This window comes from Dellaglioa sp. BT-FLS60 (genome assembly GCF_054941065.1).
In genome coordinates this window covers 35842-53582 of the sequence record NZ_JBSOLI010000022.1, presented here as the reverse complement: position 1 = coordinate 53582, position 17741 = coordinate 35842, and the positions used below count along the sequence as shown (strand labels likewise).

The following is a 17741-nucleotide window of genomic DNA, read 5'->3' as shown; positions in this document are numbered from 1 at the left end:
TAAAAATTTTAGCCAGTATCGTTTACGTATTTTGAGTACAATTAAATTTTAAGCAAAAAAAGAAACCTGTTATCAAATAACAGATTTCTCAATGACAATTTCACCAACAACAGTTGACGAAGAGCCAAAATAACTAACTAAATACGTTATTATATGTGTAAAATTCAAAATAAAAAGTCTGACAATGTTGAATAACCAACATTATCAGACTTTCTAAATTAATATTCAGAATCTATTTTCTTAAGCAATTGATCAATTTTGTCACCATATTGTACTGACTCATCTCTCACAAAAGCTAATTCTGGTGTTTTGTAAATTGACAATCTTGATCCAAGTTCACCACGGATTAATCCAGAAGCTTTTTCTAAACCACGTTGTGTTTTTTGTGCATCTGATGCCATATTTGACAAAATACTGTAGTAAATTGTCGCCTGTTGTAAATCACCAGTCACATTTACACCCGTAATTGTAACACCTTCAACACGAGGATCTCTCACTCGTTTTAAAAGAATGTCATTAACTTCTTTTTGAATTTCTTGTGATAAACGACCCACACGATAATGTTGTGTCATTTCATATCCTCCTAATAGTTGTTATGAATTATTTAACTGGAACTTCTTCCATAACGTAGGCTTCAATTTGGTCGCCTTCTTTAATGTCATTGTATTTTTCAATCATGACACCACATTCGAAACCTTGTTTAACCATCTTAACGTCATCTTTAAAGCGTTTCAAACTTGCTAATTTACCTTCATAAATCACAATTCCGTCACGAATTAAACGAACGCCACTATCTCTTTCAATGTATCCTTCAGTGACATAAGCACCACCGATTGTACCAACTTTTGTAACTTTGTATGTTTCACGAATTTCAACTTGACCTGTAATTTTTTCTTCGTAAACGGGTTCAAGCATCCCTTTCATTGCAGTTTCAATTTCTTCAATCGCGTTATAGATAACACGATGTAAGCGAATATCAACTTCATCAGCTTGTGCTTGAATTTTAGCTTGAGGTGTTGGGCGAACATTGAACCCAATAATAATTGCATTACTTGCCTCTGCTAAAGTCACATCACTTTCAGTAATTGCACCAGCAGCTTGATGAATAATGTCAACGCGAACGCCTTCAACATCAATTTTCTTCAAACTACCTGCAAGAGCTTCAACTGAACCTTGAACATCCGCCTTGATAATAACAGTAACTTCTTTCAATTCGCCTTCTTTAAGTGAATCAAACAAATTATCAAGTGTCACATGCGTCACATTTCCACGTTCTTTTGTTAAAGCACGTTTAGCACGTTCTTCACCAGCTGCACGAGCAGTCTTTTCATCATCAAAGACAACGAAACGATCACCAGCACCTGGAACATCATTCAAACCAGTAACTTCAACTGGCGTAGCGGGTTTAGCTTTATTGACTTGACGCCCTTTATCATTTGTCATAGTACGGACACGTCCAAAACTATTACCAACAACGATTGGATCTCCAACTTTTAAAGTCCCTTGTTGAACAAGTAATGAAGCAACTGTACCACGGCCTTTATCAAGACGAGCTTCGATTACAGAACCAATCCCTTTTTGTTTTGGATTTGCTTTCAATTCAAGAACTTCAGCTTCAAGTAAAATCATTTCTAACAATTCATCAAGGTTTTCACCAGTCTTCGCTGAAATTTCGACGAAGATAGTGTCACCACCCCAACTTTCAGGAATTAATTCATATTCAGCTAATTGTTCTGTAACATGAGCAGGATTTGCACCAGGTTTATCAATTTTATTAACTGCAACAATAATAGGAACATTAGCAGCTTTAGAATGATTAATGGCTTCGATTGTTTGAGGCATAACCCCATCATCAGCAGCAACAACTAAAACTGTAATATCAGTAATATCAGCACCACGAGCACGCATATTCGTAAATGCAGCATGTCCTGGTGTATCCAAGAATGTAATTGTTTTATTATCATGTCTTACTTGATAAGCACCAATATGTTGTGTAATACCACCGGCTTCACCATCAGTAACATGTGTATGACGTAATTTATCAAGTAAAGTAGTCTTACCATGATCAACGTGACCCATGATTGTAACAACTGGTGGTCTTGAAACAAGATTGTCTTCGTTACTAATTTCTGCATCAAACAATTTATCAATATCAGCAACATCAACATCAACCTTAGCTTCTGACTTGATTCCATATTCAGATGCTAAAATTTCAATTGTATCTGTATCAAGTGTTTGATTTTGGTTAACCATAACACCTAGCATGAATAATTTTTTAATGATTTCTGCTGGTTCACGATGAATCTTTTTAGCGATTTCAGCCACATTTGTTGCATCATTATAGAATAAAATTTCTGGTAATGGTTTATCTTTTCTAGGTGATACTGGTGGTTTTGGTGTCGTTGAACGACGATTTTTCTTATTTCTGTTACGTTTGTTATAAGGATTATTCCCATAACGGTTATTATTGTTAAATCTCGAACGTCCTTGCTGATTAGCGTTACCGTTATTAGCTGTTCTAGCACTTGATTGCGTACTATTTTGAGGACGATTTGCAGGTTTATCACTTGTTGTTCTTGGTGCAACATTAGTTGTCTTTGCTGCTGGTTTTGATGTTGCTTGTGTTGTTTTTTGAGCAGCAGGCTTGTGACTTGTTGTCTTTGCTGCTGGTTGTACTGCTTTTTTTACAACTGGTTTACTTGTTGCTGCTTTAGGGGCAACTTTTGTAACAGGTTTCTTTGCTGCACCTTTTTTAAAGTTATCACGAATTTGACGTTCTTCATTGTCCCCAATAGTTGACATATGATTTTTCACATCAAAACCCTTAGTCGTTGCGAAATCGATAATATCTTTCGTATTTAAATCTAGCTCTTTAGCTAATTCATAAATTCTTTTTTTTCCCATATTTGCATGCTCCTTCTATATATCCATTAAGTCACACATCCTTCTGCTAAAACCTTTATCGGTAATAGCATAAACCGTGCGCTGTTGTCCAACGGCTTCGCTTAAAATGGCTTTTGAAAAGCCAACATATAATTTCACATTATAACTGTTACACTTATCTGTTACTTTTTTTAAAGTCGCTTGTCCACAATCTTCAGAAAGAATTACCAACTTGGCATTATTTTTTCTGACTGCATTCAATACTAATCCTTCACCAGTTACCAACATACCTGCGCGTCTGGTCAAGCCCAGCATTTGTAAGAATTTTTGACTATTTTTCATCTTTAAATAATTCTCGTCTAGCTACTTGGTGATCAACATATTCGACAAGCTCTTCATAAAATGACTCGTCAATTTTAATACCGAACGCTTTATTAAACGTTCTTTCTTTTTTTGCTTTTTTTGCCACATCTACATCAAGAAAAATATAAGCACCACGTCCTGGCTTTTTACCAGTTGGATCTAACGATACTTCATTTTCTTTATTTTTTACAACACGAACAAGTTCTTTTTTAGGCTTCATTTCACCTGTAACAATATCTTTTCGCATTGGAATTTTACGATTAATCATTTCTAAATTGCCTCCAAATCAATTACCGATCAATTTTTGGTCGGCTTATTCGTTTGTTTCAGAAACTGGTTCTGCTTCACTACTATTAACCATATCAGATTCAGATTTAATATCAATTTTAAACGTCGTTAATTTTGCAGCTAATCTAGCATTTTGACCTTTTTTACCAATTGCTAATGATAATTGGTGATCTGGCACAACAACTGTACAAGCATGGTCATTTTCAGGATTAAATATAACATTAACAACTTCTGCAGGGTTCAATGCGTTTGCAATGTATTTTGCAGGATCTTCATTCCATTCAACAATATCCATATTTTCGCCTTTTAATTCATTAACGATTGTTTGAACACGTTGACCTTTAGGCCCAACACAAGTCCCCACAGCATCAATATCTGGGTTATTTGAACGAACAGCAACTTTAGCACGGTCACCAGCTTCACGAGCGATTGACACAATCTCAACTGTTCCATCATAAATTTCAGGAACTTCTTGTTCAAATAATCGTTTTAACAAATCAGGATGTGAACGACTAACAAAAACTTGAGGACCTTTAGCAGCATTCTCAACTTTTGTAATATAAACTTTTATTCGATCATGTGGATTGAAGCTTTCACCAGGAATTTGGTCAATTTTAGCTAAAACGGCTTCTACTTTACCCAAGTTTACATAAATGTAACGATTATCATGGCGTTCTACTTCACCACTAACAATTTCGTTTTCATATTGAATATATTGATCATAAACAATACTACGTTCAGCTTCACGAACACGTTGCATAATTACTTGTTTAGCAGTTTGTGCAGCAATTCGGCCGAAATCTTTAGGCGTTACTTCAAAGCGAATAGAATCGCCGATTTCGTAAGCTTTGTTAATTTCTAAAGCATCTTTCAAACTCACTTCAAGACGTGAATCAAAGACTTCTTCAACAACTTCTTTGACAGCATAAACTGAAATATTACCTTTTTTTGAATCAAATTCTACTTCGACATTTTGTGCTTGATTATAATGACGTTTGTATGCTGAAACAAGTGCTGCTTCAATAGCATCAATAATAACTTCTTTTTTGATACCTTTTTCTTCTTCCAGCACCGTTAGTGCACTTAATAGTTCTTTACTCATCTTTAATTTGCTCCTTTATAAAAGACTGTTTAAAATTTGATAGCTAAACGCGCCTTAGCAATTTTTTTACGAGGAATAACAAGCGTTCTCTTACGCGTTTTATCCATATAAACAATAGTTAATTCATCTGACGTTAATTCTTTTAATGTCCCTTGAAAAATCTTAGCGCCATTAATGGGTTCATATAATGACACGTTGACGTATTCATTCACGGCTCTTTCATAATCTTTTTCTTTTTTCAAAGGTCTTTCAGCACCAGGTGATGAAACCTCTAAAAAGTAGGCCTGTGGAATTGGATCAGGATTAATCTCATCTAATTTTTCACTTAAAATATCGCTGACAGCGGCACATTCTTCAATTTTAATGCCTTCAGGTTTATCAATGTAAACTCTTAAAAACCAACTTGGGCCTTCTTTAACAAATTCAATGTCAACCAATTCAATGTTTTGTTCATCAACAATTGGCTGAACTAGCTCTGTGACAGTCTCTATAACAGTACTCACACTTTACCCTCCTTACATTTTTCCAATAAAAAGAGTGAGCATCGCTGCTCACTCAAACAAGATATCAAAATACTTTCTTTAATATAGCATAATTTTATGAAAACATCAACAAACTGCCTAGTTATCACTTTTATCAAATCTCTTTAAAAAAAGACATCATCAAAAATGGATAATTGATTTTCATCTGGCAATGCCTTCAAGACGTTGTTTTCCGTCATATACTCAATTAAAGATTTAGACACTTTACCACGTTTAGCTAAATCTTCTTTAGATAAAAATGGACGCTCTTCACGAGCAGCAATAATCTGCTTAGCAACATTATTACCAAGACCTGGTACGGCTCTAAACGGCGCAATTAATTTATTACCTTCGATTAACCAGTTTGAATCATCTGACTTATCTAGATCAATCATTTCAAATTCAAATCCACGTTCAAGCATTTCATTTCCTAATTCAAGAACAGTCAACAAGTTTTTCTCTTTTGTTGATGCTTCCATCCCTTTATCAGTAATTTCTTTCATTGCCTTTTTCACAGCATCTTTACCGTGTGACATTGCAACTAAATCAAAATCATCGGCTCTCACACTGAAATAAGCACAGTAATATAACATTGGAAAATAAACTTTATAATAAGCAATCCGCAATGCCATTAAAATGTAGGCTGCAGCATGTGCTTTAGGGAACATGTACTTGATTTTCAGACAAGCGCCAATATACCAATCAGGAATTTTTGCTTCTTTCATTTCAGTTTGATAATCGTCAGAAATACCTTTCCCTTTTCGAACACCTTCCATAATGTTGAAAGCACTACCTGCTTCCATACCCATGTGAATGAGTCCCATCATGATATCATCACGACAGCCAATAACCTCAGGCATCGTAATCGTCCCATTAGAAATCAGTTCTTCAGCATTGCCCAACCACACATCTGTCCCATGTGATAAACCAGAAATTTTTAGTAATTCAGCAAACGTTTTAGGCTTTGTTTCCTCTAACATTCCTCGAACAAATCTCGTTCCAAATTCTGGAATGCCTAATGTACCCGTTTTTGAGAAAATCTCGTCGCTAGTTACACCAAGTACTTCAGGGCCTTGGAATATCTGCATAACCCCTTTATCGTCCGTAGGGATTGTTTTTGGGTCAACACCTGATAAATCTTGTAACATTCTAATCATAGTAGGATCATCATGACCAAGAATATCCAATTTCAAAATATTATCATGAATAGAATGGAAATCAAAATGAGTCGTCTTCCATTCTGAAGTTGAATCATCAGCCGGATACTGAATAGGCGAAAAGTCATAAACATCCATATAATTTGGCACAACTAAAATACCACCAGGATGTTGCCCAGTCGTCCGTTTAACCCCAGTTGATCCTTTAGCTAATCGATCAATTTCAGCATTTCTGAACGTTGCACCAGTATCACGCTCATAGCCTTTAACGTAACCATAAGCTGTCTTATCTGCGACAGTTCCAATAGTTCCTGCCCGGAAAACATAGTCTTCACCAAAAAGAACTTTCGTATAATTATGGGCGATTGCTTGATAATCACCCGAAAAATTTAAATCTATATCGGGAACTTTATCCCCGTAAAAGCCAAGGAAAGTTTCAAATGGAATATCATGCCCATCTTTATCCAAAGGTGTCCCACATTTAGGGCAGTCTTGGTCTGGTAAATCAAAACCAGATCCATATTCACCCTTTTCATAAAAATGTGAATACTTACAATTTGGGCAACGATAATGAGGTGGTAATGGATTAATTTCTGTTATCCCAGTCATAGTTGCAACAAAACTTGATCCAACAGATCCACGGGACCCCACCAAATAACCATCTTTATTAGATTTATGAACCAATTTTTGCGAAATCAAATAAATAACTGAGAATTCGTTGTCAATAATACTTGTCAGTTCTTTATCGATCCGTTTAACAACTGTATCAGGTAGTTCTTCTCCATAAAGTGCATGAGCACGGGTATACGTCAACTGCTTTATTTCTTCTTCAGAACCATCAATTTTCGGTGCGTATAATCGATCTTTAACTGGTGAAATATCATCAGCAATCATATCAGCAATTAAATTCGTATTGGTTACCACAATTTCTTTAGCAACATCTGCACCCAAAAATTGAAAGCCATCTAACATTTCGCCTGTTGTTCTAAAATGTGCATCAGGTAAAATAGAACGATTAAGCGGATTGGCACCACCCATTGAATTAATCAAGATTTTACGATAAATACCATCTTCAGGGTTCAAATAATGAACATCTCCAGTTGCAACAACAGGTTTATCCATTTCGTGCCCTAAATCAACCATATTTTGTAAAATTTCTTCTAAATTTTGATTATCTTTAATTAATTCTTGATGAATTAAGGGCTCATACAAGGCTTTAGGCTGAATTTCTAAATAATCATAGAACTTCGCCTTTTCCTTAGCCTCTTCCATCCCTTTTTGCATCATGGCTGTAAATACTTCACCTGAATCACACGCCGAACCAACAATAATCCCTTCGCGATATTTGTTCAACTCGCTTCGAGGAATCCGTGGCATCCGATAAAAGTAATCAATCATAGAAGTTGATACTAATTTAAACATATTTTTAAGACCAACTTGGGTTGTTGCAAGCAACGTAACATGAAATGGTCGCGCTTGTTTATAAGCACCGTGTTCTCCCATATGGTCATTTAATTGAATATGCGATTCAATATCAAATCGTTCTTTAGCATCTTTCAGAAATAGATGACATAAAAGTCCTGTCGTTTCAGCATCATAGATGGCACGATGATGGTGTTCCAAATTAACATTAAACTTTTTAGCAAGCGTATTTAATCTAAAGCCTTTTAATTCCGGATGTAAAAATCTTGCCAATGTTAACGTATCAATAATTGGATTTTGCATGGGTTCCATCCCGTAACGTTCATATCCAGTATTCATAAAACCAATATCAAAACTAGCATTATGAGCAACTAAGATACTATCTTCTGAAAATTCTCTAAATAGTTTAAAAACTTCTTCTTCAGATTTTGACCCATGAACCATTTCGTCCGTAATTGACGTTAGGTTAGTGGTCGTTTCAGATAATGGATGACCTGGATCAATAAATTCATCAAATTCTTCAATGACATTACCTTTATTCATCTTAACGGCAGCTAATTCAATGACTTTATCAAATCGAGCAGACAAACCCGTTGTTTCCGTATCAAATGTCACATAAGTTGCTTCTTCTAAATTCACATCTTTATCATTAAATGCAATCGGAATACCATCATCAACAACGTTTGCCTCAACGCCATATAAAATTTTAACCTTATTTTTTTTACCAGCTGAATGTGCTTCAGGAAAACTTTGTAATCCAGAATGATCCGTAATTGCAATAGCTTTTTGTCCCCATTTGCTAGCCTGTTCGACGTAATCTGTAATTGAATTTGTCGCGTCCATTTGACTCATATTTGAGTGTAAATGCAATTCAACTCGTCGTTCATCATCTGGAGCTGTTTCTTGACGACTTTGATGATCAACCTGGTTAATATCATAAGCATTCACAACCAAATCTCGCATGAAGTTATCTTCTTGCACTGCACCACGAACCCGAACCCATTCTTTTTCTTGAATAGCGGCAAACATCGCTTCATCTTCTTCGTTACGAGAAAACTTTTTAACTGTCATAGATGAACTATAATCCGTCATTTTAATAATCATCAATTGACGTTCAGATTTAAGTATTCGAATTTCTTTAGAGAAAATATAACCTTCAATAATAACTGAACGTTCTTCCTCAACAATTTCAACCATTCGTTTTGCAGGTTCTTTGGTACTAATTTTTTTACCCATTTGAACAGGACCACTAATCGTCGTTTGAGAATCAGCTTTTTTCTTCTCATTTTGCTTCTGAATCGTTTGAGTTGCCTTTTGCATCATTATGGCATCTTGTGCTTCTTTTCGCTGTTTAATTTCTTCTATTTTTTCTTGTGATTTTGATTCATCCAATAACGTGTTAATCGTCATCTGTGGAAATCCGACCATTTGGTATGCAGCCTCAATTGGTCCAAGTGCTTGACCAGTTAAAAAGGTTTTAACAATTTCATTTTCAGCCATTAACATCACACGATTATCATCAAGATAAGGCACATTACCGTGGAAAAGTTCCTGAACTAATGAAGAATTAGCTTCACTATTTTGAACCGTCCACGCCCAATAATCACCAAGCAATTGGTTCGTTAATTGCGGTTGCTCAACTTGAACTGTTAATTTTGTTTTTGCAATCGTTTTAAACGTCATCGCAATTTGATCTTCTAATTCCTTAAACAGTGAAAATGGTAGAATTTCAGGTGTCATTAATTTAAATTCCCATTGTTTAGATTTCTCATGAACAGTAACAGTCGAAATTTCGATTAACTTCAGAATTTCATTATTTTCTTGACTGGACTGAAAATGAATCTGTTCTAATAGTTTATTGAATAATTCTTTATTATTAAGCGACAAATGATTAACTCCTTTTCTAAAAATGAAAAAGAGATTGAGTCAAAATTTTATTTTGAACTCAATCCTCTTTAACTAGTTTTGATTTTCTTCTTTAAGTAAAATTGAAATAGAACTTTCTAATTCATCTTTCGTCACTTCAATGTTTTCACCATTTCGGCGTAATTTCACTTCAACGATACCATCAGCTGCCTTTTTACCAACCGTAATTCGAACGGGTAACCCAATTAAATCTGAATCAGCAAACTTAACGCCTGCTCGTTCTTTACGGTCATCAACCAATACTTTATAACCATTTTCAGTCATTTTTTTATCAATTTCATTGGCTAAAGCCATTTGTTCATCATTTTTAGCATTAATTGGAATAACATGCACATCGTAAGGCGCAATACTTCTAGGCCATACTAATCCATTTTCATCCGCTTGTTGTTCAGCAATAGCAGCAAGTAATCGACTAACGCCAATTCCATAACAACCTAAGATAACTGGTTTTTCGCGACCATTATTATCTAAAATATTAGCACCTAATGCTTCAGAATAACGTGTGCCAATTTTGAAAATATGACCAATCTCAATTCCCTTAGTGAATTTCAACTCGCCTTCGCCTTCAGGTGACACTTCACCTTCTTGAGCCAAACGTAAATCTGTGAATTCGTCCACACGATAATCACGATCAATATTAGCATTCAAGAAATGGAAGCCTGTTGTATTAGCACCGACTGCCACATTAATCATGCCTTTAATACCTTCATCAGCAATAATCATGACATCTTCTGAAATGCCGACAGGTCCAAGTGAACCAAATTCAGCACCTAATACGTCAGCAACATCTGATTCTTTTGCCATACGTAAAAAGTCAGCACTCAATGCATTTTTTAATTTAATTTCATTTAATAGATCATTCCCACGCATTAAAACCATAACTGGTTTTTCATCAGCAATAAATAATAATGATTTTATCAAATTATCACTGGCCGTTTCGATGAATGTTGCTAGTTCATCAATTGTTTTTACATTAGGTGTTTCAATTTTTTCAATTTCTTTAATGGCTTCATGTGAATTTTTATATGTCTTCAAACTTTTCGCCATTTCCAAGTTAGCAGCGTAATCACTCTTGTCAGAATAAACAATCGTATCTTCACCAATATCAGAAATTGCCATAAATTCTTTTGAATCATTACCACCCATTGCCCCTGCATCACCAATAATACTTCTAAAATTAAGCCCACAACGCTCAAAAATATTTTGATAAGCTCGATTCATTTTTTGATAAGTATCATTTAAACTTTCTTCATCCGCATGGAATGAATAAGCATCCTTCATCAAGAATTCACGGCCTCTTAAAATACCAAAACGAGGTCTATTTTCATCACGATATTTTTGTTGAATTTGATACATTGTAAGTGGTAATTTTTTATATGATTTAATTTCATCACGAATTAAAGCTGTAAATGTTTCTTCATGAGTAGGACCTAATATAAAATCTCTATCATGACGATCTTTTAATTTAAACAAGGTATCGCCATAAGTTTCATAGCGACCTGTTTGTTGCCATAATTCAGCAGGAATAATAGCAGGAACAAGCATTTCAACTGCCCCGGCTGCTTCCATTTCTTCACGAATAATAGTTTCAATTTTTCTAATAACGGCGTAAGCCAATGGTAAATAGCTGTACATTCCGGCAGAAACTTGTCGAATATATCCGGCACGTAACATCATTTGGTGACTAATCGCCTCAGCATCATTTGGAACTTCCTTCATTGTTGGTATTAATAATTGTGATTGTTTCATAGCTATTCTTATTCTCCTTTTTCATTTAAAAGAAATATCGTTGAATATCGTTCCACGTAACTAGTACCATTAAAATCATTAAAAACGCAAATCCGACTAACGTAATAATACCTTCTTTTTCAGGTGAAATTGGTTTACCACGAATTCCTTCGATAATATTCAATACCAACTTACCACCGTCCAAAGCAGGAATTGGCAATAGATTTACAATTCCTAAGTTAATTGATAAAAATGCAAGTAATGAAATAACACTTGTCAACCCATAACTCGCTGCATCAGATGTTACCGCATAAATAGCAACCGGTCCACCAAAATCGTTTAAACTAACGCCTTTAGTAAACATTCCTATTAATACAGCAACAATACTGGCAACAACATTCCACGCTTGCGTAAAACCATAGGTGATTTTATTTATAAATGAGTGATTCATTTTAACTGTAATTCCAATTCGTCCGGTCTTTTTTGAATCACTTTTACTTGATTTTGGTGTAATTACGATAGATTTAGTTTGACCATTTCTCATTACTTTTAAATCTGTTTTTTTATCCGGTCGACTGCTAATAGCTGAAGTCAATTCAGTCCAGTTTGTCGTTTTTTTGCCAGCAACAGCTACAATTTTATCGTTAGCTTTTAATCCTGACTTTTGTGCAACAGATCCTTGTTGAATTGTCCCAATTTGATTTGAATTAGTTGCCACGCCACCTTGCATAAAAGCTAATAACATAAAGGCAACAATTGCTAATAAAAAGTTATTCATTGGTCCAGCGAAATTCGTTAACATTCGATTCCAAAGTGTCGCTGATTGAAATTGGACATCTTCAGGGGCAATTTGAACCTCTGTCCCATCTTTTTCAATAATTAAGGCATCATGATCAACAGTATATTTTTTTACTTCATCTTCATTACCGTTCTCATATCCTGTAATCCAGAGTTTTTTTTGTAAATCGCTATCCAAGTATTCAATTGGAATACCATTGTATAACGTTATTTTCTTACTTGTATTAATTTTGGCAACCTTATTATTCTCATTTAATATTAAACTCATCGGCATACCAGGTTTTAAATCGTCATCCTCGTCATCCGCAATGCCTGCCATCCGCACGTATCCACCAAGAGGTAAAATTCTTAATGTATACGTTGTGCTACCTCGATGAAATGACAGTAATTTTGGCCCCATACCGATTGAAAATTCACGAACTAAAATGCCAGCACGTTTTGCAAAATAATAATGACCAAATTCATGAATCACAACTAAAATACCAAAAACAATAATAAATGTGATAATCGTTTTAATCATGTGAATCCTCCCCCTTTAATTTATTACATTAAACCAAATAAATGCATAATTGGCCAAACAAAAATTAAACTATCAAATCGATCTAAAATACCGCCATGTCCAGGTAAAATTCTGCCAGAATCCTTAACGCCATAAAAACGTTTAAAGGCAGATTCAACTAAATCACCACATTGTCCAAATACTGAAAGGATCAACGTAATTATAATCATCATTGGAAATGAATGATTTTGTGGGAAAAAGTAGACAAAAACACTTCCTAATAATGTTGCCATGAGCGTTCCGCCAATTGAGCCTTCCCATGTTTTATTGGGACTAATATGTGGTGCTAATTTATTTTTACCAAATTTACGGCCAAACGAGTAAGCACCTGTATCTGTTGTCCAAATAACAATTAAGATATAGGCTAACGTCATTAACCCACTAAAGTTATTACCTCTTGCGGCAATAAAATAATGAAATCCCATTCCAACGTATAAAGCGCTTAAAACAAAAACACCCGCATCATCAAATGAAAAACGATTTTTTGAAGCAACCATATACATCAACAGAAGTGTGACAAGAAAATAGAATACATTTACAGATGAAATATGACCTGGTAAAAATGAAAACCACTTATCCGGTGCAATCACCGTTAATGTCATTAAAAGACCAAGGGTTGCCTCAGGTGATACTAATAATTTTTTCTTCATCACAAATACTTCTGAAATACCGATACACCCTAAAATTAGGGTAAATATCTGCATTGGTAATCCTCCAATAATAATCAATGGAATAAAAATACACAGTGCTACGATTGCTGTAATTACACGCTGTCTCATGAAAATTCTCCTATTCTTTTATGCCACCGAAGCGACGATCTCTTTTTTGATAATCTAATATTGCTTTTTTTAATGACGCCTCAGAAAAATCAGGCCATAATGTGTCAGTAAAAACCAATTCACTATAGGCAATTTGCCATAATAAGAAATTAGAAATCCTTTCTTCACCACTCGTTCTGATTAATAATTCTGGGTCATTATAAGGTGCCAAATTAGCAGTCATCAAGTATTGATCAATTGTTGCATCTGTGATGTCTGCTGCATTAAGCTTACCTTCAACTGCATCCGCTGCAATTTTTTGCATAGCCGTTACAATTTCTGCACGTCCACCATAATTTAGTGCAAAGTTGAGAACCATTCCTGTACTATTTTTGGTATCTTCAACCGCATTTTGAACGGCAATTTGAGTTTCATTTGGTAATTGATCAATATACCCAATTACATTTACTTTGACATTTTTTTCAATTAATTCAGGTACAAATTTATCAAAAAAAGTACCTGGTAAACTCATTAAGTAATTAACCTCTGTCTCAGGACGTTTCCAATTTTCAGTAGAAAATGCATAAAGTGTCAACACTTTAACGCCTAAATCACTTGCGGCCATTGTAATTGTTTTAACAGTATCCATTCCTGTCTTATGCCCCGCAATTCTGGGTAAATGACGTTTTTTAGCCCAGCGTCCGTTGCCATCCATTATGATAGCAACGTGATTAGGAATTCTATCTGGATCAAGTTGTATTATTTCATTAATTTTATTTTTTTTAAGACTAAAGCCCATATTGTACCTCCAAGAATAGTTGCACCTTCTATTGTAGCAAAAAAACAGGCACAAAACGATGCCTGTCTTAAAATAAACCTATTTATTTAAACTGCTAAAATTTCTTTTTCTTTATCTGCTTGAATACCATCAATATTTTTAATTGATGCATTCGTTACATCTTGAGCTTGTTTTTCTAAATCTCGTAAATCATCTTCAGTTAAATCGCCATTTTTTTCAGCTTTTTTCAAGGCATCAACTGCGTCACGTCTGATATTACGGATAATAACTTTAGCATTTTCAGCTTCAGCTTTAACATCCTTAGCTAATTCTTTACGACGTTCTTCTGTCAATTGAGGAATAACTAAACGAATTGCTGATCCATCATTTGAAGGACTAATTCCTAAATCAGCAACTAATAAGCCATGTTCAATATCCTTCAACGCGCTTTTATCGAATGGTGTAATTAAAAGAACACGTGCTTCGGGAACTGAGATTTGCGATACTTGATTAATTGGTGTTGGTGCACCGTAATAATCAACCATGACGTTATTCAACAAGCTAGCATTGGCACGACCAGCTCGAATATTACCAAGATTTTTTTGAAGTGAAACTTCTGCTTTTGACATTTTATCCTGAGCGTCAATTAAAATAGGTTCTGTAATTTTCATTTATTTTCCCCTAACGGTTGTTCCAATGGCTTCGCCAAGAACAACTTTTTTTATATTTCCTGGTTCATTTAAGTTAAAGACAACCAATGGAATATCATTATCCATTGATAATGTACTTGCAGTTGTATCCATAACTTGCAAGTTCTTATTAATAATATCTAAATGTGTTAATTCTTCAAATTTTGTTGCTGATTCATCTTTTTGAGGATCAGCTGAATAAACACCATCTACACCATTTTTTGCCATTAAAATAACATCTGCATTGATTTCTGCAGCTCTTAATGCTGATGTTGTATCCGTTGAAAAGTAAGGTGACCCTGTCCCAGCAGCAAAAATGACAATACGACCTTTTTCAAGATGACGAACAGCTTTACGACGAATATAAGGTTCAGCAATTTGACGCATTTCGATAGCCGTTTGAACACGAGTAGGCACACCCACAGATTCAAGATTATCTTGTAATGCCAATGCATTCATAACTGTCCCTAACATGCCTATGTAATCTGCCTGAGCACGTTCCATACCCATTGCGGCACCAGCCTCGCCTCGCCACATATTACCACCACCAACAACGATGGCAACTTCAACACCCATTTCTTGAACTTCTTTTAATTCTTCAGCAACTTTTCGAATTACAGGTGGATTAATACCGAATCCTTGTTCTCCGGCTAACGCTTCGCCACTTAACTTCAACATGACGCGTCGATACTTAACATCTGACATTCACTGTTCCTCCTACAATCTATTTACCTTTATTTTACCATATCTTAAACACAATTAATAATTCAATTTATGTCAAAATAAATTTATAAAAAAAGTTTGTGCCGTTAAGCACAAACTTTTAAATTGAAAGAATTATTTAATTTGACCCATAACTTCATCAACAAAGTTATTTTCTTTCTTTTCAAGACCTTCTCCAACTTCATAACGGATAAATGATTTAACTTTTCCACCCTTTGAAGCAACATACTTAGCAACTGTCATATCAGGATCTTTAACAAAATCTTGATCATCCAAACTAATCTCAGCTAAATATTTGTTTAAACGGCCTTCAACCATTTTTTCAATAATGTTAGCTGGTTTGCCTTCGTTAGCAGCTTCTTTAGAAAGAACATCTTTTTCATGTGCCAATTCTTCAGCAGGTACTTGTTCGCGGGATACATACTTAGGATTGATAGCTGCAACGTGCATAGCAACGTCTTTAGCAGTTGATTCATCAGCATCCGTTACGACAACAAGTGTTGAAATTGAACCACCCATATGTGAGTATGAGCCAAAGCTTTCATTATCAGCTTTTTCAATTAGTTCAAAACGACGTAACGTAATTTTTTCACCAATAACTTGTGTTGCTTCAATGATATCATCACTGATTGTGCCACGTTCTGTTTTAATTGTAAGTGCTTCTTCAACATCTTTAGGATGTTCTTCAGCAATCTTAGTAGCAATTAATTTAACAAGTGTTTTGAACTGTTCATTTTGAGCAACGAAATCAGTTTCTGCGTTAACTTCAATGATAGCTGCGAAGTTACCAGAAAATTGAACATCAGATAAACCTTCAGCTGCAACACGGTCACTCTTTTTAGCAGCTTTAGCCATACCTTTTTCACGAAGAAAATCAATTGCTTTTTGCATATCCCCGTCAACTTCAACGAGTGCTTTTTTTGCGTCCATCATACCAACACCAGTTGTATCACGTAATTCTTTAACTTGAGAAGCAGAAATGTTTGCCATTTGTATGGCCTCCTTATTACATCATTTATTTTATTTAATCTCTTAATATCTAAAAAAACTGCCTCAAAAGAAAGGGCCATTACAGTACCTAATTTTGAGACAGCCTAATTTATTTACTATTCAGCATCTTTTTTATTGTTTCCGCCTTCAACAGCTTCAACAATATCTTCGATTGAATCTACTTTTTCGTCAGCTTTTTTGAAAGAAGCTTCGTTCACTTCTTCTTTACCTTGATTAGTTTCAATAATAGCATCAGCCATTTTTGCAGTAATCAAACGTACGGCACGAATTGCATCATCATTTGAAGGAATTTTAACATCAATTTCATCAGGATCACTATTTGTATCAACCATAGCGATGATAGGGATGTTCAATTTTTGAGCTTCCTTAACAGCGATACGTTCTTTACGAGGATCAACAATGAATAATACATCGGGGATACGAGGCATATCTTCAATACCACCCAAGAATTTTTCAAGACGATCTCTACGTTTGATTAATAAAGAAACTTCTTTTTTAGGAAGAACATCAAATGTGCCATCTTCGGACATTTTTTTAATTTCTTTAAGACGTTTGATACGTTTTTGGATTGTGTTCCAGTTAGTTAAAGTTCCACCTAACCAACGATGGTTAACAAAGTATTGACCTGCACGTGTTGCTTCTTCTTCGATAGCATCTTGTGCTTGTTTCTTTGTCCCAACGAAAAGAATAACGCCATCATCTTCAGCAGCTTTTTTCATTGATGCATAAGCAGCATCAACTAATTTAACTGTTTTTTGTAAATCAATGATATAAATACCATTTCTTTCAGTAAAGATGTATGGTTTCATCTTTGGATTCCAGCGACGTGTTTGATGTCCAAAATGAACACCGGCTTCGAGCAATTGTTTCATACTAATAACAGCCATGATGTAGTGCCTCCGAGTAAAAGTTTTATTTTCCTCCCAAGTGTTCAACTGTGCTAAGACTCTCCCGAGCACCCTCAGTCACATCCCACAAGGTGTGAATTGATGTTTTAACATCGTCTTTAAGTATACAAAATCTCAAATTAGAACG

At 35.0% G+C, this 17741-nt stretch carries 15 protein-coding genes; all 15 read right to left on the bottom strand.

The features are described 5' to 3' along the window. Positions 1-218: 218 nt before the first annotated feature. The 15 genes from rbfA to rpsB all read right to left on the bottom strand — a co-directional run bounded on the left by rbfA (position 219) and on the right by rpsB (position 17593). A complete protein-coding gene (rbfA, locus tag ACVQ8P_RS00660) occupies positions 219-572 on the bottom strand; it encodes a 30S ribosome-binding factor RbfA (protein WP_057973617.1) in 354 nt (117 codons plus the stop codon). 28 nt (positions 573-600) lie between these two features. Then, positions 601-2904, bottom strand: a complete 2304-nt coding sequence (gene infB / locus ACVQ8P_RS00655) for a translation initiation factor IF-2 (RefSeq protein WP_462296920.1) — start codon at positions 2902-2904, stop codon at positions 601-603. Between the two features lie 15 nt (positions 2905-2919). Then, a complete protein-coding gene (locus tag ACVQ8P_RS00650; protein WP_462296919.1) occupies positions 2920-3225 on the bottom strand; it encodes a L7Ae/L30e/S12e/Gadd45 family ribosomal protein in 306 nt (101 codons plus the stop codon). Further along, the gene (gene rnpM, locus ACVQ8P_RS00645) at positions 3215-3514 is read right to left on the bottom strand and encodes an RNase P modulator RnpM (protein ID WP_462296918.1); all 300 of its coding nucleotides are present in this window, start codon (positions 3512-3514) and stop codon (positions 3215-3217) included. The genes ACVQ8P_RS00650 and rnpM overlap by 11 nt, the downstream gene beginning before the upstream one ends. A 45-nt stretch (positions 3515-3559) precedes the next feature. Then, positions 3560-4636, bottom strand: a complete 1077-nt coding sequence (nusA, locus tag ACVQ8P_RS00640) for a transcription termination factor NusA (RefSeq protein ID WP_462296917.1) — start codon at positions 4634-4636, stop codon at positions 3560-3562. Between the two features lie 29 nt (positions 4637-4665). After that, a complete protein-coding gene (gene rimP, locus ACVQ8P_RS00635) occupies positions 4666-5139 on the bottom strand; it encodes a ribosome maturation factor RimP (protein ID WP_462296916.1) in 474 nt (157 codons plus the stop codon). A gap of 143 nt (positions 5140-5282) precedes the next feature. After that, positions 5283-9623: a PolC-type DNA polymerase III gene (locus ACVQ8P_RS00630; RefSeq protein ID WP_462296915.1), complete on the bottom strand. Its 4341-nt coding sequence runs from the start codon at positions 9621-9623 to the stop codon at positions 5283-5285. Positions 9624-9695: 72 nt separating this feature from the next. After that, a complete protein-coding gene (locus ACVQ8P_RS00625) occupies positions 9696-11411 on the bottom strand; it encodes a proline--tRNA ligase (protein WP_462296914.1) in 1716 nt (571 codons plus the stop codon). A gap of 25 nt (positions 11412-11436) precedes the next feature. Continuing rightward, entirely contained in the window at positions 11437-12708 is a 1272-nt protein-coding gene (gene rseP, locus ACVQ8P_RS00620) for an RIP metalloprotease RseP (RefSeq protein ID WP_462296913.1), read from the bottom strand. A gap of 23 nt (positions 12709-12731) precedes the next feature. Continuing rightward, complete coding sequence (locus ACVQ8P_RS00615) at positions 12732-13526, bottom strand: phosphatidate cytidylyltransferase (protein WP_462296912.1); 795 nt, start codon at positions 13524-13526, stop codon at positions 12732-12734. A 10-nt stretch (positions 13527-13536) separates the two neighbouring features. Then, the gene (locus ACVQ8P_RS00610; RefSeq protein WP_462296911.1) at positions 13537-14304 is read right to left on the bottom strand and encodes an isoprenyl transferase; all 768 of its coding nucleotides are present in this window, start codon (positions 14302-14304) and stop codon (positions 13537-13539) included. Positions 14305-14390: 86 nt separating this feature from the next. Further along, positions 14391-14954, bottom strand: coding sequence for a ribosome recycling factor (gene frr / locus ACVQ8P_RS00605; RefSeq protein ID WP_462296910.1), 564 nt, complete (start codon positions 14952-14954; stop codon positions 14391-14393). Next, positions 14955-15677 carry a UMP kinase gene (pyrH, locus tag ACVQ8P_RS00600; RefSeq protein WP_462296909.1) on the bottom strand — a complete coding sequence of 241 codons (723 nt, stop codon included), beginning with the start codon at positions 15675-15677 and terminating at the stop codon, positions 14955-14957. A 132-nt stretch (positions 15678-15809) separates the two neighbouring features. Further along, on the bottom strand, positions 15810-16685 hold the full coding sequence (tsf, locus tag ACVQ8P_RS00595) for a translation elongation factor Ts (protein WP_462296908.1): 876 nt from the start codon (positions 16683-16685) through the stop codon (positions 15810-15812). Positions 16686-16801: 116 nt separating this feature from the next. Next, a complete protein-coding gene (gene rpsB / locus ACVQ8P_RS00590) occupies positions 16802-17593 on the bottom strand; it encodes a 30S ribosomal protein S2 (protein WP_462296907.1) in 792 nt (263 codons plus the stop codon). Positions 17594-17741: the final 148 nt, after the last annotated feature.

Bases quoted from the DNA above. Each gene is read 5' to 3' on its own strand.
- rbfA (WP_057973617.1), bottom strand. From the start codon at position 572: ATGACACAACATTATCGTGTGGGTCGTTTATCACAAGAAATTCAAAAA.
- infB (WP_462296920.1), bottom strand. From the start codon at position 2,904: ATGGGAAAAAAAAGAATTTATGAATTAGCTAAAGAGCTAGATTTAAAT.
- ACVQ8P_RS00650 (WP_462296919.1), bottom strand. From the start codon at position 3,225: ATGAAAAATAGTCAAAAATTCTTACAAATGCTGGGCTTGACCAGACGC.
- rnpM (WP_462296918.1), bottom strand. From the start codon at position 3,514: ATGATTAATCGTAAAATTCCAATGCGAAAAGATATTGTTACAGGTGAA.
- nusA (WP_462296917.1), bottom strand. From the start codon at position 4,636: ATGAGTAAAGAACTATTAAGTGCACTAACGGTGCTGGAAGAAGAAAAA.
- ACVQ8P_RS00625 (WP_462296914.1), bottom strand. From the start codon at position 11,411: ATGAAACAATCACAATTATTAATACCAACAATGAAGGAAGTTCCAAAT.
- rseP (WP_462296913.1), bottom strand. From the start codon at position 12,708: ATGATTAAAACGATTATCACATTTATTATTGTTTTTGGTATTTTAGTT.
- ACVQ8P_RS00615 (WP_462296912.1), bottom strand. From the start codon at position 13,526: ATGAGACAGCGTGTAATTACAGCAATCGTAGCACTGTGTATTTTTATT.
- ACVQ8P_RS00610 (WP_462296911.1), bottom strand. From the start codon at position 14,304: ATGGGCTTTAGTCTTAAAAAAAATAAAATTAATGAAATAATACAACTT.
- frr (WP_462296910.1), bottom strand. From the start codon at position 14,954: ATGAAAATTACAGAACCTATTTTAATTGACGCTCAGGATAAAATGTCA.
- pyrH (WP_462296909.1), bottom strand. From the start codon at position 15,677: ATGTCAGATGTTAAGTATCGACGCGTCATGTTGAAGTTAAGTGGCGAA.
- tsf (WP_462296908.1), bottom strand. From the start codon at position 16,685: ATGGCAAACATTTCTGCTTCTCAAGTTAAAGAATTACGTGATACAACT.
- rpsB (WP_462296907.1), bottom strand. From the start codon at position 17,593: ATGGCTGTTATTAGTATGAAACAATTGCTCGAAGCCGGTGTTCATTTT.